This window comes from Synechococcus sp. A15-44, assembly GCF_014280115.1.
Lineage (GTDB): Bacteria > Cyanobacteriota > Cyanobacteriia > PCC-6307 > Cyanobiaceae > Parasynechococcus.
Map to the genome: position 1 here is coordinate 545,856 of NZ_CP047938.1, position 14,743 is coordinate 560,598.

Here is a 14,743-nt window from a genome sequence, read left to right on the forward strand (position 1 = left end):
CTGTGTTGATCATGATGCCCAGCTCTGCCGTTTTTCCCGCTGGCGTGAACCAGGAGGCTCTGCTGACGGAACTGCGTCGCCTCAGCTGGGGTGCTGCCGATATTTTGCGGGCCTATGCCCGCGGCGAGCAGCCTCCGCACGGTTTCCCCAAGGCCTTGAGTGTTGATGACGGCGGAGAGGGCCCGGTGTCCGCAGCTGATCTGGCCGTGAACAGGTGGTTGCTGGATGGTCTCTCCTCCGCGTTCCCCGAGGCCGGCTGGACGCTGCTGAGTGAGGAGACCGCCAAGGAGCAGCTCACGGAGGGACAACCCGTACCGGCCGAATGGCTGTGGATTCTCGACCCCCTGGATGGCACCAAGGATTTCCTGCAAGGCACCGGCGAATATGCCGTCCATCTGGCCCTGGTGCGCGACAAGCGGCCGGTGATTGGTGTTGTGCTGCTGCCGGAAGCCGATGAACTTTGGATCGGCATCGTTGGCGAGGGGGCCTGGTGTGAAGACCGTCAGGGTGAGCGGTCGCCGGTTCGCTTCAGCGACAGAACTGAGGTTTCAGATCTGATCCTGGTGGCCAGCCGCAGCCACCGGGATGACCGTTTGGTCAAGCTCATTGATGCCCTCAATCTCGGCGGTTCCAAAGCCGTGGGTAGCGTTGGCTTCAAGGTGGCCACGATCCTGAGAGGCGAAACCGACCTCTACGTTTCCCTCTCCGGCAAGAGCGCTCCCAAGGATTGGGACATGGCTGCTCCGGAGGCGGTGTTGCTCGCGGCCGGTGGTCGTTTCACCCATGCCGATCAGGCCGACCTCACTTACAACACCGGCGATGTGCGACAGGCCGGCTGTCTGATCGCCAGCCATGGAAAAGCCCACGCCGAGCTCGGAGAGCGTGCGACGCGGGCCATGGCCGAGATCGATCCCGGCTTCGCGGTGTAGTGATCGCTGGGTGATGCGTGATCAGAAGCGGAATACTTCGGGGCTGCCGGTGATTTCGGTGTCGGCGTTGGTGTTGATGCCGTCGAGGTAAGCCTCGAAGTTGGTGGTGCCGTCGGGGGCAAAGATCCCGAGGAAACCAGCAGGAATTGCGATTTTCAGGTCTTTGTCGTCGGCAGCGGAGAAGTTGTTGCCTTCGATCTGGAACTTGAAGCTATTACTGCTGGAGGTGCTCAGGCTCTCGTAATTCAAAGCATCACCGGCTCCTGCGGCACTGGTCACCGTGTTGTTGGTGATGGTGAAGGTGCCAGTGGTGATGGAACCTTCAGCTTCCTCGCCGAAGGTGGCCTTGATCAGGTCACGGGGATCCTCGTTGTCAGAGCCAACAGGGTTGTCGTTGGTCTGAACAATGCGGTTGTTGTTGATGGTGATGTCAGCGTCAAACACGACGCCATCAGCGGCCTTTTCGTTAACTGCAAACTCAATGCCGTCACCGATGCGGGTTTTGATGTCGTTGTCATCGATCACCGCTGTCAGTTTGGTGGTGCCGTTTTTGACCCCCTTATTGATGGTGAACTTGATGCCTTCGGCTTTGTCGCCGCGCTCAAGGGTGCCGGCCAGGTTGTCGGTATCGGCTTCGATCGTGTTGCCGGTGATCGTGAAGTCGTAGACCCCGGAAGCGATGAAGTCGCCGTCAGAGACATTCTCTTGGAAGGTTATGGCGATGCCATCGGTGGATCCGTCCTCGCCTGGTGCCGTGCCCTTGGCACCTGAAGTCTTCAGGGTGTTGTCGGTGATTACCACGGTGGCCTGGGTGTTGGCCCCGAAGGCGTCGAGGGTGAAGCCTTCATCACCCACTCCCGTCACGATGTTTTGATCCACCGTGAGGTTCAGGCGGCCATTGTCACCGATGTTGGCGTCGATGCCGTCAGCACCACCCTGGAGATTGCTCACGGTGTTTTGATCAATCACCGCTGTGAGGGTGGCGTTGCTGCTGCAGGCTCCGGCGATGCCATCGGTGAAGGCATCAGAGTCGAGGTTGATGCCACCGCGGCAGATGTTCACCTCAATGCCGTCAGTTGCGTTGGTGCCGCGAGCAGCAGGGAAGCCTTCTCCGGACGTGAGGTTGTTGTCCTGAACCGTGTTGTCGGTGATGGCGATGTAACCGTCCTTGTTGTTGCGAACAAAGATGCCGCCTTCAAGGTTGGAATCTTCGCTGGCTTTCATCCCCGAGACGTTGTTGCCGGAGATGATGTTCTTGGTGCTCGTGCCGATGTTTTCGATGTAGATGCCTTCTCCGGTGGCACCGGTGATGACGTTGTCTTTGATCGTCACCTTGTTGCTGTTGCGCACATCGATGCCACGGCCAATGAAGCTCTCCACTGAAGAACCTTCAAGCAGGCTCACTTCAGGGTTGGTGATGGTGTTGTCTTCGATCTCCAGGTTGGTGACGGTGTCAGCAAGGATCTGGCCGTTCACCTTGATGATTTTCACCGCTTGGTCTTGAACCTGGTTTTTGACGGTGACCTTCACGCTGGTTTTATTGCTGGCGCCAATGCCTTCAATCTGAATGGCATCATTCAGTTCACCATTGCCCTCGTTGGTTTTGAGGGTGTTGTTTTCGATGGTGAATTGTCCTGTGACGTAGGTATTGTCAGTTGCAGCCTGATCGTCTTTGTTTTCACTGAAATAGATGTTAATCAGGTCTTTCGATTTTTCGTCATCGGCGCTACCAGCTTGTTCGGCATCGTTGGTCTGCGTGATGGTGTTGTTCCGGATGGTGACGTCGTAGTCGACGTTGGCTGACCCTTCAGCTTCTGTAAGAGTGTCGAATTCAATGCCATCGCCCGAGCGGGTTTGGATGCTGTTGTCTTCGATCGTGGCTTTGATGGTCAGGCGACCAGCGCGTAGCTTTTCGGCCACGGTGAACTTGATGCCTTCTGCTTTTTCTGGCTTCTCGTTGGTTCCAGCAAGGTTGTCGGTATCGGCAACGATCGTGTTGTCAGTGATCGTGAAGTCGTAGACCCCGGAAGCGATGAAGTCGGTGTCAGACACGTTCTCCTGCAGGGTGATGGCGATGCCATCGGTAGAGCCGTCTTCGTCGAGATTGCCGTCGGCATCGGTGCGTGCCCCCTTGGCACCAGAGGTCTTTAAGACGTTGTCACTGATGGTGGCAGTAACTGCTGTATTTGCACCGAAAACATCAAGCGTGAATCCTTCATCGCCGACGCCAGTCACCGTGTTCCCCTTCACGGTGAGGTTCAGGGTGCCGTTGTCGCCCACGTTGGTGTCGATGCCATCGGCACTTCCTTGCAGATTGGTGACGACGTTGTTGTTCACCACGGCGGTGAGGGTGGCGTTGCTGTTGCAGGCACCGGCTACGTCGTCGGTGAACCCGTCTTCACCGAGATTTTCTCCGCCACGGCAGATGTTCAGTTCGATGCCGTCCGAGGCGTTCTGGCCATTCAAGCCACGGGAGGTGGGTGCACCCACGCCGCTTTCCTGGTTGTTGTCCTTCACGGTGTTGCCGGTAATCGCGATGTAACCGTCTTTGCTGTTTCGAACAAAGATGCCGGCTTCCAAGTTGGTGTCGACATCCACGCGCATGTCGCTCACGGTGTTGTTGCTCACCGTGTTGCTGCGGCTGGTTCCGATGTTATCGATGTAGATGCCTTCCCCCGTTGCACCCGTCACCGTGTTGCCGGTGATCCGGATGTTATTGCCGTTCTTCACTGCGATACCGCGGCCGATCAGGCTGCCGTTGGCATCCCCTTCAAGAGCGCTGGTGGTGGGGTTGGTGATGGTGTTGTCAGCAATCACCACATCGGTGGCACCGTCGAAGACGATGGCACCTTCCCCATTCACCGAGCCGGTGAAGGTGTTGTTGCGGATGCTGACGTTGCTGGTGCTGCGGTTTGTGATCGTGGCGTTGGTGAAGTTGAAGCCTGCAATCGTTGTGTCGCTGCCCACCGTCAAGGTGCCGTTGCTGATGGTCGGCATGCGGTTCGAATTGCCGGCGCCGTAGATGTCGCGAAGGTCGACATTGCCGTATTGGGTGTCGAGATCTGGTGCATTGCCGCCATTACTCAGCACAGCGTCCTTGGGAATGGCCAAGGTGCCTCCGCCCAGATCGGTGGCTTTGCCGTCGGCCACCAGGATCACGTCGCTATCGCCCGCGGTGGTTGCAGCACTGAGGCTGTTGTAACCGCAGTCATTGCCGCCTTTGTTACTGCCGACGCAACGAATCACCCAGGCATCGTTGGTTTCGGGGTTCTTGGCTTTTTGGGTGCCCTTTTTGATCCGCACCTCGCTGATGCGAACGTCGATTTCACGCTCAACGGGCAGGCCACGCTGGGCCAACAGGGTCTTCTCGGCCCGTGAGATCTCTGCAGATGCATCACGGTTGAGCGGCTGCGTTCCATAGCGGATGTAGCCGGCCGCTTTGCTCTCAAAAATATCGTCATAGCTGTAGGTGGCACCTACAGCGAAGTTGTCGGCAATCCGGGCTTCGGCCCGGGCGCTGAAGCCGGAGCTGTCGGGTCCGTCGGCCACTGTTGCATCAAGGAAGTAGTAGCCGGCATAGAGCCATAGGCCGCCCTCGTCCCACTGGGCCACAGGAGTACCTACTTCGATGTCGAATCCGCCAAAACTGGTGATCCAGTCTTCGTAGGTGTTTTTGAAAAGAAGGTTGTTGTTTTTAAGTTGGGTACCGGAGAATCCACGATCAACTTCTTTATTCCCATCGCTCAAGGGGATGTAGCCGTTGGCGCGCAGCTCTATGTTTTTATTGAGCGCTTCAAGGCCTACGCCCGCCTGCCAGTTGTAATCATCTTCGTAAGGCGTGGTGTCAGCACCGGCGTTAACTCCGAACATCCAGTCCTTATCACTATTCATCCACCGGTAGCCGAGGCGGGTGCTGGCGCCGAAGCTGCTGTCGCTGAGTTCCCCTCCGAAGTTCCAGTTGGCAAAGCCATCCACGAACAGAACGTCGCCTTTCTCGCTCTGGGACAGCGGAGCAAAGATGTAGCCGCTCAGGGTGTTCGGGGTACCAGCGCCTTCGCTCTGGAAGCGCAGGCCACCGTTGGTGCGCACCTCAGGTACCGAGTAGTCCATGACTGGCTCAGCTGCATAGGCGGTTGCGCCGGTGAAGGTCAGGGCAAGGCCGGTGAGTGCAGATCTGAGTTTCACGAACGAAAGGTTTTGCTTGGCTTATTCCATCGCTGAAAATCATGACTTTGTTAATCACATGATTAAGGTCTGTTTGTTAGCAAGTATTGGCTCAACAAAATCTTTGTTGTGTCTTGAGTTGAGATTAATGTCTCTGGTTGTCGTTTTATCCATGCCGATCAGGCCAACTTTGCTTACAACACCGGCGATGTACGTCAGGCCGGCTGTCTGATCGCCAGCCATGGAAAAGCCCACGCCGAGCTCGGAGAGCGTGCGACGTGGGCCATGGCCGAGATTGATCCCGGCTTTCAGGTCTGAGACCTGATCAGCTGAGTGGTGCCACCGGGGTGGGCTGAGGCTCCACTTCGGCGGCGTCGCCGGCTTGGGGCACGCCCCGCAGGGTGAGGTTGATGCGGCCGCGGTTGTCGATTTCGCGCACCCGTACGGTCACCTCGTCGCCCACCTTCACCACATCTTCGACCTTCTCGACACGGGCTTCGGAAAGCTGCGAGATGTGAATCATGCCTTCCTTGCCAGGGAGGATCTCCACGAAGGCGCCGATCGGGATGATCCGGGTGATCGCCCCAGAGAACACTTCGCCTTCGTTGACCTTACGGGTCAGGCCTTCGATGATCTTCTGGGCTTCTTCAGCCGCAGCACCATCGTGGGAGGCGATGGTCACGATGCCGCCGTCCTCGATGTCGATCTTGGTGTTGGTGCGCTCGGTGATGCCCTTGATTGTGCGTCCACCGGGGCCGATCACGGTGCCGATCAGCTCAGGATCAATCCGGAAGCTGAGCAGACGCGGGGCATGGGGAGACAGGTTGTCCCGCGGGGTGTCGATCGCCTCGAGCATCTTCTCGAGAATGTGGAGACGCGCCGGGCGTGCCTGGTTGACGGCCTCGGCCACGGTCTTCACCGACAGACCGGTGATCTTCATGTCCATCTGCAGGGCGGTGATGCCCTTTTCACTGCCGGCCACCTTGAAGTCCATGTCTCCGAGGAAGTCCTCGATGCCCTGGATGTCGGTGAGGATCCGCACCTCATCGCCTTCCTTGATCAGACCCATGGCTGCGCCACTCACCGGGGCCTTCAACGGCACGCCGGCGTCCATCAGCGAGAGGATGCTGCCGCAGACGGAGCCCATCGAGGTGGAGCCATTGGAGCTGAGCACTTCGCTCACCACACGCACCACGTAGGGGAAGGTGTCCTTCTCGGGAAGCACCGGAAGAATGGCTCGCTCGGCCAGGGCGCCATGGCCGATCTCTCGACGACCGGGGGAACGCATCGGCCGCGTTTCACCGACGGAGTAGGGCGGGAAGTTGTAGTGGTGCAGATACAGCTTCTCGGTGTTGGGATGGAGATCGTCCATCTCCTGGGCATCGCTGGGGGTGCCCAGCGTTGCGGTGGAGAGCACCTGGGTGAGTCCGCGCTGGAACAGACCCGAGCCGTGTACCCGGCGCGGCAGCACACCGGCCATGGCGCTGATCTGACGCACTTCGTCGAGGCCGCGTCCATCCACGCGCTTGCCGTCCTTGAGAATCTGCTGACGCATCAACTTCTTGGTTAGCGCCTTGAAGCTGTTGCCGAGCAGTTTGGGGCTGCTTGCCAGGGCCTGACGGACGGCATGGTCTTCCTTGAGGCCAGCGATCGTCTCGGATACCTCACCTTTTACAGCTTCCAGAGCTGTGTCCCGCTCGTCCTTGCTCTGATCAAACTTGCTGAGGACAGCACTGATCGCCTTGGTGCACTGCTTCTCGAGATAGGCAGGAACGGTGCTGTCTTCCTCCGGCTTCTCCGGCTTCACCTGGGTGATGCCCAGATCCTTCAGCAGCTGTTCCTGGGCCTTGATCAGTTCGCAGATCGCTTCGTAGCCGAAATCAATCGCCTCGATCACGTCTTGCTCGGGCAGCTGGTTGGCGCCGGCCTCAACCATCACCACCCCGTCAGGGGTGCCGGCGACCACCAAGTCCAGATCACCCCGTTCGATCTCCCGATAACTCGGGTTGAGCACGAAGTCATCTCCCAACAGGCCCACTCGCACGGCTGCCATCGGGCCGTTGAAGGGGATGCCTGCCAGCAGCGTGGCAATCGATGCGCCCGTCACCGCAAGAACATCAGCGGGCACCCGCTCATCAAGGGACAGGCAGGTGGCCACCACCTGCAGGTCGTCGCGCAGCCAGCTGGGGAACAGTGGCCGCATCGGGCGGTCAATCAGTCGGGCCGTGAGGGTGGCGCGTTCGGGTGGGCGGCTCTCACGACGCATGTAGCTGCCAGGAATGAGCCCAGCCGCATAGAGGCGCTCCTCGTAGTCGCAGATCAGCGGCAGGAAATCAATTCCATCTCGGCCGCCGGAGCGGGTTGCGGTGACGAGCACGGCGGTGTCTCCACACTCCACCAAGACGGATCCTCCCGCCTGAGGGGCGAAGCGCCCGGTGGTCAGTCGAATCTCGCGTCCGTCAAAGGAGATCGACTGGGTTTGTCCTTGCACGACGTCTTATGTCCTTTTGTCAATCCCAATTCTGACATTTCATGGCTGCTCTTCACAAGAAAGGGGAGGCCAAGCCTCCCCACTACGACGTCATGGCGAGACGCTGATCACCAGCTGGACTTGACCACGCCGGGCAGTTCACCTTTGTGGGCGCGCTCACGCAGCTGGTTACGGCAGAGGCCGAAATCGCGATACACACCGCGGGGCTTGCCGGTGGCCCAGCAGCGGTTGCGCACACGGATGCGTGCGCTGTTGCGGGGCAGAGCCTGAATCTTGCGATGGATCTCCAGGCGATCCATCGGATCTTCGGCTGCGTTGAAGGCTGCCATCAGTGCTGCGCGCTTGGCCGCATAGCGCTCAACCGTTTTCTTGCGCTTCACATCGCGAGCGATCATCGACTTCTTGGCCATGCAGCTGAGGGCAGCGAGTGAACGAATCGTCAACGATACATGGGCGTCATCACCCTGCTAGCGACCCATCAATTGCTGGACCACCGGCAGCTGGCTGGTGTCACGCACGATCAACACCACGGTGAGGCCCACCAGAAGCAGGAAACCGGATTGCACAAAGGCCATTTGGATCCGTTCGGACACCGGACGACCGCGAACGGATTGGATCGCCAGCATCATCATTTGCCAGCCATCGAGCAGAGGCAGTGGCAGTGAATTGAGCACCGCCAGATTGATCGAGATCAGAGCTGAGAAGAGCACCAACCCAGATCCCCCCTGCTGGCTGAGCTGAGCGCCCATCTCAACGATCTTCACCGGGCCACTCACCTGGCCTGCGGTGGATCGGAAGTTGGTTAGCAGGCCGGCGTAGCCATGCACGGTTTGCTGCAGCATTTGGCCGAATTGAGAGCCCGTGGTCCCTAACAGTTCTCCAGGACCACGCACACGCCGCATCTCTCCACTGATGTTGGCCTGCAGCTGAGCCCCGATTTTTCCCGTGCCTTGCTGATCGTCAGGGATCAGCTCAACCGTGGAGGTCTCGTCTGCGCGTTTTCGTTCCACACGGATGGATTGTTCTGGTGCTGCTTTCACATCCCGCACCATGGCTTCCACGCCCCGTTGTCCTGCAGCAAGGGGTTGGGCATTCAGGCTAAGGATCTGGTCACCGGCACGAAGCCCGGAGCGGGCGGCAGCGCCACCCGGTTGCACCTGCACCACCAGAACCCCCGGATCCGGCGCGGCGGGAACGCCGACAAACGCTGCCTGAGCGAACAGCACCACCAGTGCCAAGGCCAGGTTGGCCAACACCCCAGCAGCCACCACCAGGGCTTGCTGGGGGATGGGCCGGTTGCGCAGCAGATCCGGATCATCAGCCGGGATCGTGCTCTCCTCATCGTCGTCAGGGAAGGCGACGAAACCACCCAGGGGCAGCAGCCGCAGGGCGTAGGTCACCCCACGCCGTTGCCGCTTGATCAGGGCCGGGCCAAAGCCAATGGAAAAACCGCTGACGCGGATGCCCTGGAGCGTGGCAGCCAGGAAATGGCCGGCCTCATGGACCACGATCAGCAGGGCGAGGACCAGAAGGGCCGCCAAAACGTTCATATCGCCGTCAGGATTCCAGTCGGATCATTCTGGCTGGAGTCGCTCGCGGCCGACGTAGGGCACCAGCGCTTTGGGCAGCAGGACGCTGCCGTCGGGCTGTTGGCCGTTCTCCAACAGGGCCGCCATGGTTCTGCCGACGGCCAGACCGCTGCCGTTCAGGGTGTGAACCAGTTTCGTGGCCTTGCCTTCTTTGGTGCGGATGGAGGACCGTCGCGCCTGGAAATCGCCACAGACGCTGCAACTGGAGATTTCCCGATAGGCCCCCGCTCCTGGCAGCCACACCTCGAGGTCGTAGGTCCGACGCGCGGAAAATCCGAGATCAGCGGTGCAGAGGTCCAAGACCCGATAGGGCAGCTCCAGCGCTTGCAGAACGGCTTCTGCATCGGCGGTGATCTGTTGGTGCGCTTCTTCGGAGTGATCCGGATGGGCAAACCAGTACAACTCCACCTTGTTGAACTGGTGCAGGCGAATCAGCCCACGGGTGTCGCGGCCGTAGCTGCCGGCCTCACGGCGGAAACAGGGGCTGTAGGCGGCGTAGCGCAGGGGCAGTTGATCCGCAGGGATGATTTCGTCTCGGTGCAGGGAGGTCACCGGCACCTCAGCGGTCGGTGTCAGCCAGAGGTCGTCATCCGCGCAACGGAAGCTTTCCTCAGCGAACTTGGGCAGTTGTCCTGATCCGGTGAGGCTGGCGCTGTTCACCAGCACCGGGGGCAGCACTTCCCGGTACCCCTTGCTCGCGTGAAGGTCGAGCATGAAATTGATCAGGCCTCGCTCCAGGCGTGCCCCCTGGCCCAACAGGGTGACGAACCGACTCTGCGCGATGCGGACGGACCGTTCGGTGTCGAACAGCTGCAGACGATCCGCGATCTGCCAGTGTTCCTCGAGGTTGTCGTCAACGCGGGGGGTCCCCCAGCGGCGCACTTCAATGTTGTCGTCCTCACTGCGACCGTCAGGGCAGGCGTCTGAGGGGAGATTGGGAAACCCCAGCAGCTGCTGCTTGAGCTCACTCGAGAGCTGCTTTTCCTCCTCTTCAAGCACCGCCACCTTCTGCTTGATGGCATTGCCCTGTTGACGGAGTTCGGCGACCTCGTCGCCTTTGGGATCAGCACCTGATTTGATGCGCTGGCCCACTTCCTTGCCGATCCGATTGCCTTCCGCCTGAAGGCTGCTGCGTTGTTGCTCTAGACCGCGTTGCTGCTGGGCAATCAGCTGCAGTTTGGTGAGATCAACAGCCTTTCCTCGCCGCCCCAATTGCTGGGCGATCGTTTCGGGGTTGTCACGCACAAGGCGCTGATCGAGCACGGTTTCAGGGGCGTCAGCGCGGGCAGCCTATGGCAGTCCGCTTCAGAGCACCTGGCCCACCATCACCGCTGCGATGCCCGAGAACAGGGTGATGCCAAGAGCTGTGAGGGGGCTTTGCCCCTGGGCGACGGCCATGGTCGTGATCACACCAGCGCCAAGGCAGGCCACGCAGAGCTGAGTGGCGATGTCGTTGCGGCGCTCCACGTTGGTCCTGCTGTTGTTGGGACCGTAGGGAGCGCGCCGGCCAGCGCCTTACTCAAGGCGGGTGTTCGTTACGCCGCGTCAGGCTTCGTTACCTGCAGCAACAGAGGCGGGGCGGGCACGGCCGCCGTCAGCCCACTGTTTCAGCCGCTCCAGCTGTTCGCTGGCGGTGCGGGAGAGGGGGATGAGCTGGGAGGCCGCTCCAATCAGATCAGGCTCCGTCAACTCACGGTTGTCGGCAAAGGCCAGGTGCATCGCTTCGATCACGGTCTGCTCCAGCTCGGCACCTGAGAAGCCCTCACTGCGGCTTACCACCGTCTCCAGGGGAAGCTTCAGCCCCGGTCGTCTCCGTTCCAGATGCAGCTCAAGAATGCTGCGGCGCTCAGCGCTGCTGGGCAGATCGAGCATGAAGATCTCATCGAAACGTCCCTTGCGCAGCAGCTCCGGTGGCAGCTTCTCAACGCCGTTGGCGGTGGCCACCACGAACACCGGTGACTCTTTCTCCGCCATCCAGGTGAGCATGTTGGCCAGAACCCGCTGGGTTGTGCCGCCGTCACTGCGGCCATCCCCGCCGAAGCCCTTGTCGATCTCATCGATCCAGAGCACGCAGGGCGCCATGGCTTCAGCCCGTTGGATCATCTCGCGGGTGCGTGCCTCGCTGGCCCCCACCAGACCCGCGAACAGCCGCCCCACATCCAGCCGCAACAGGGGCATCGACCAACTGCAGGCAATGGCCTTGGCCGTGAGGGATTTGCCGGTGCCTTGAGGACCCACGAGCAGGACGCCACGGGGCAGAGGCAGTCCGAAACGCCGTGCATCTTCTGAGAAGGCCCGGTGCCGTTGGTTCAGCCAGGTCTTGAGACCATCGAGGCCTCCGATGGCTTCGGTGCCCGCATCGCTGCGACAGAACTCCAGCACCTCACTGCGGGCAATCGTCTGGCGTTTTTCGTCCAGAACGTCCTGCAGATCTTCAGATCCCAACTGGCCGCGGCGTGCCAGGGCCCGGGCGGCCACCTGGCGAACACGCATCTCGCTGAGCCCGCTGCAGGCCTGAGCCAATTCATCCAGGACAGGAGCTGGCAGGGGGCTGCCGCTGCTGGTGCCGATGCTGCTGATCAGCCGGCGCAGGTCGTTGTTGTCGGGAAGGGGGAGATCGAGAAGCGTGAGGCTTTCTTCCAGATCACCGGGGGGTGTCCATTGCCCGCAGCACAGCACCAGCGTGTGAGGGGTGCTGCGCAGGGATGCTTCGAGATTGCGCAGCATCCGGGCCACACCGGGGTCATCGCAGAAACGATGAAAATCCTTGGCGAGCAGAAGGGTTGGGCTACCCGCATCCCGTTGCTGCAGCCACTGCAGCATGGCCATCGGTTGACGGCTCCCCTGGCCATCGGCATTCACCGGACCGCTGATGCCATCGATGAAATTCCAGCAGACCAGCTGGCGTGCAAGCCGCTGAGCAGCCTCTCCCAGCAGGCTCTCCACCCGGGCTTCCTCATTGCTCCGAACCCAGATCAGGGGTGTGCGCGCACGCACCAGAAGGTCGATCTGATGTCCCCAGGTGGCACTGCTCATGGCTGATCGATCTGCTGCTGTAGCTGCTGCAGGGCCTGCCAGCGGGGATCCACAAGCTTTGTTTTGGTGTCTGGGATCACGGGCTGCTGCTGGAGACCTGGTGGGCCTGGGCAGTGGTCACCGCAATGGTTGACGGCCGGCAACAGCAGGTTGAGCTGTTCGAAGGCCCATTGCTGGGGGTCAAATTGACCGCGTGGATCGAGAACATCCACCAGCCCTTCCATCTCGGCAACCTCTCCGGACAGCTCCAGCTCGTCGGCCGTCGGCTGCTCGTCTCCCAGCCAGATCAGTTCCGAAGGCGTGCAGCTGAGCTTCTGATTGAACTGATTCAGGCAGCGATCGCAGCAGAGCGTCACGATCGTGTTGAGTTTCCCCTCAACCGCCAAGACGTTGCCGCGGTGCTCTGCGGAGACATGGCCTCGCACGGGTGTGAGCAAGGGGAGCTCATCGAGCTCACCCTCAACCTCCCAGACTTTCGCGGTGCCGAGGGCCCGGAGCTCCTGGAGAGGAACAGGCTCCAGTGCCTCGGTCACTTGCCCTTCGGTTCAAAGGGCAGGCGTGAGCCGCCTGAGGTGGCAGAGACCGTCACTGTTTTCTGGGCCATTTGCTGATCCAGAATTTTCTGCAGGTTGTCGGGCAGTGCCTCTTTGGTGAGGATGAAGGTCTGCAGGCCTTGGAAGATGTTGGCGATCAGCATGTAGAGCAGAACGCCGGCGGGGAGTGGGAAGAACAAGAACATCCCCGTGATCATCACCGGAGTGATTTTGTTGGCCGTGGCCTGCTGAGGGTTCGCAGGCATGCCCATGCCCGAAAGCAGTTGGGAGATGAACAGGGTGATGCCGAAGCCGGCAACGAGAATGGCGATGTCCCAGTTGATGGCACCGTCGGCATAGAAGCCGACCTGGCCCAGGGCTTTGATGAACAGGAAGCCGCTGCGGGCTGCCAGGCCCGGAATCTTCGCTTCAACCGTGGCGTCACCGGCGGCGAGGGCCGTGATGGTGCCGTCCTCGCTGACGCTGACGATGTCATCACCTTTAGTCACTGCCCATCTGGGGGAGAAGCGTCCAGGGTTCTCAACATCCGTGAGCACGTCGCTGAAGGCGCGGCCATCCTTCGTATGAAGGTTCACAGTGGCGCTGTCGCCAACGCCGATCTTGGTGCCCCGCGGCAGGCTGGCGATCACCGGCACATGGTCGGTTTCACCGATGAAGATGGAATGGCTGGCGCTGTTGAACGGTTTGGGTTCAACGGCAGCGATCTGGTCTGCCGGCAACACCTTCATGTTCAAGGTGTAAGGAACGTCGGCGAACGGTGACCCCCGCAGGGTTGCGAACAATGCAAACAGGATCGGCATCTGCACCAGCAGCGGCAGGCATCCCGCCAGGGGGCTGCCGAATTCCTTCATCACATTGCCCAGCTCCTCCTGCTGTTTCTGAGGATTGTCGGCGTAACGGCTTTTGATCTCAGCCTGACGTTTCTGAATCACCGGTTGGGCGATGCGCATGCGCCGAGCGCTGCGAATCGATCCTGCGCTCAGGGGGTAGAGCGCGATCCGGATCACGAGGGTGAGGGCGACGATGGCCAGGCCATAGCTCGGAACCAATCCATAGAAGAAGTCCAGGATTGGAATCAGCAGGTTGTCGGAGATGTATCCGATCACGTTGAAGAAACGGGGGGGCGGGACGTTGTGAGGCCAGTGTGCATGAACAGCTGCACTCAGGCGGCGAAACCTTCAGTGGTTTTCTCTTGGGCTTTGGCCGCACGGCTGCTGATGCGTTCGAGGATGTAGGCCTCCACTTCCCGGAATCGGGGCATCGAGCGCAGTTCGAGCCTGGCGCCGTCCTTGAGGACTAAGACCATGTCTCCCCAGGCACCGAAGCCCCGGGGCACGGTGCGGACTTCGCTGATCTGCGAGTACACCACTTGGGTTTTGTCCTTGCCCATCCAGCCCCCGGTCACCGAGATGCGGCGACTGGTGATGCGGAAGCGCAGCCAAAGGGCCCGAACAACGGCCCCAATGGTGAAGGGAAGGCCGATCAGCGTGAAGCCAAGCAGGATGTTGAAGATCAGATCCCCGCGGGCTGGTCCACCGTCGTAGTGGACATCTTCCTGAATGCTGGTCATGGATCCAGTCCGGCGCTTCTCAGAAGACTGTCGCATTCTTCGAGCAACTGTGTGGGTTCGGCTTCCGCGGCTTCCGGACGAAGGCTGATCAACAGCCAGCGACCTGCCAGGTCGTTGCGTTGTTCAAAACGTCGACGCAGGTGGTCATGCAAAAGCCGCCTGAGGCGGTTCCGCTTGACCGAGCGCTTGCTCACCTTGTTGCTGATCACCAGAGCGCAGCGACAGGTTTTCTCCTGGATGCCCCGCAACTCCTGGCGAAGCAGATTGGAATCACCTGCAGCAACGCGCAGAACCATCAAGGTTCCGTGCTGTCGCTTGGACGATCGGTGCAAACGGTTGAAGCATCGATGCCCGCGCAATCGCATTGAGGCGGGAAGGACCATCAACCAATCTTGTTGGGAGGGGCCGAA

12 protein-coding genes and 1 pseudogene are annotated in these 14,743 nt (G+C 60.4%); 2 read left to right on the forward strand and 11 right to left on the reverse strand.

Going from position 1 to position 14,743, the window contains the following annotated elements:
* Positions 1–11: 11 nt before the first annotated feature.
* Positions 12–929 (forward strand): 3'(2'),5'-bisphosphate nucleotidase CysQ, encoded by a 918-nt coding sequence (locus tag SynA1544_RS03030; protein WP_186515421.1) that lies wholly within the window; start codon positions 12–14, stop codon positions 927–929.
* 21 nt (positions 930–950) lie between these two features.
* On the opposite strand, the gene SynA1544_RS03035 is transcribed toward SynA1544_RS03030, so the two are convergent.
* Positions 951–5,039 carry an S-layer family protein gene (locus tag SynA1544_RS03035; RefSeq protein ID WP_186514785.1) on the reverse strand — a complete coding sequence of 1,363 codons (4,089 nt, stop codon included), beginning with the start codon at positions 5,037–5,039 and terminating at the stop codon, positions 951–953.
* Between the two features lie 207 nt (positions 5,040–5,246).
* On the opposite strand from SynA1544_RS03035, the pseudogene SynA1544_RS14610 reads away from it, so the two are divergent.
* Positions 5,247–5,411: pseudogene (locus SynA1544_RS14610) on the forward strand (3'(2'),5'-bisphosphate nucleotidase CysQ); the annotation flags it as partial.
* A 7-nt stretch (positions 5,412–5,418) separates the two neighbouring features.
* On the opposite strand, the gene SynA1544_RS03045 reads toward SynA1544_RS14610, so the two are convergent.
* The 10 genes from SynA1544_RS03045 to SynA1544_RS03090 form a co-directional block, all read right to left on the reverse strand.
* Entirely contained in the window at positions 5,419–7,584 is a 2,166-nt protein-coding gene (locus SynA1544_RS03045; protein WP_186514787.1) for a polyribonucleotide nucleotidyltransferase, read from the reverse strand.
* Between the two features lie 107 nt (positions 7,585–7,691).
* A complete protein-coding gene (gene rpsN, locus SynA1544_RS03050; RefSeq protein WP_011363576.1) occupies positions 7,692–7,994 on the reverse strand; it encodes a 30S ribosomal protein S14 in 303 nt (100 codons plus the stop codon).
* 57 nt (positions 7,995–8,051) lie between these two features.
* Positions 8,052–9,134 (reverse strand): RIP metalloprotease RseP, encoded by a 1,083-nt coding sequence (rseP, locus tag SynA1544_RS03055; RefSeq protein WP_186514788.1) that lies wholly within the window; start codon positions 9,132–9,134, stop codon positions 8,052–8,054.
* 24 nt (positions 9,135–9,158) lie between these two features.
* On the reverse strand, positions 9,159–10,436 hold the full coding sequence (gene serS / locus SynA1544_RS03060; protein WP_186514789.1) for a serine--tRNA ligase: 1,278 nt from the start codon (positions 10,434–10,436) through the stop codon (positions 9,159–9,161).
* Positions 10,437–10,478: 42 nt separating this feature from the next.
* On the reverse strand, positions 10,479–10,640 hold the full coding sequence (locus SynA1544_RS03065; RefSeq protein ID WP_186514790.1) for a hypothetical protein: 162 nt from the start codon (positions 10,638–10,640) through the stop codon (positions 10,479–10,481).
* Between the two features lie 78 nt (positions 10,641–10,718).
* Positions 10,719–12,209, reverse strand: a complete 1,491-nt coding sequence (locus SynA1544_RS03070; RefSeq protein WP_186514791.1) for an AAA family ATPase — start codon at positions 12,207–12,209, stop codon at positions 10,719–10,721.
* On the reverse strand, positions 12,206–12,742 hold the full coding sequence (locus tag SynA1544_RS03075; protein ID WP_186514792.1) for a DUF177 domain-containing protein: 537 nt from the start codon (positions 12,740–12,742) through the stop codon (positions 12,206–12,208). The genes SynA1544_RS03070 and SynA1544_RS03075 overlap by 4 nt, the downstream gene beginning before the upstream one ends.
* On the reverse strand, positions 12,739–13,869 hold the full coding sequence (gene yidC / locus SynA1544_RS03080; protein WP_186514793.1) for a membrane protein insertase YidC: 1,131 nt from the start codon (positions 13,867–13,869) through the stop codon (positions 12,739–12,741). The genes SynA1544_RS03075 and yidC overlap by 4 nt, the downstream gene beginning before the upstream one ends.
* 56 nt (positions 13,870–13,925) lie before the next feature.
* Positions 13,926–14,333: a PH domain-containing protein gene (locus SynA1544_RS03085; protein WP_114988225.1), complete on the reverse strand. Its 408-nt coding sequence runs from the start codon at positions 14,331–14,333 to the stop codon at positions 13,926–13,928.
* A complete protein-coding gene (locus SynA1544_RS03090; protein ID WP_186514794.1) occupies positions 14,330–14,716 on the reverse strand; it encodes a ribonuclease P protein component in 387 nt (128 codons plus the stop codon). The genes SynA1544_RS03085 and SynA1544_RS03090 overlap by 4 nt, the downstream gene beginning before the upstream one ends.
* Between the last annotated feature and the right edge of the window lie 27 nt (positions 14,717–14,743).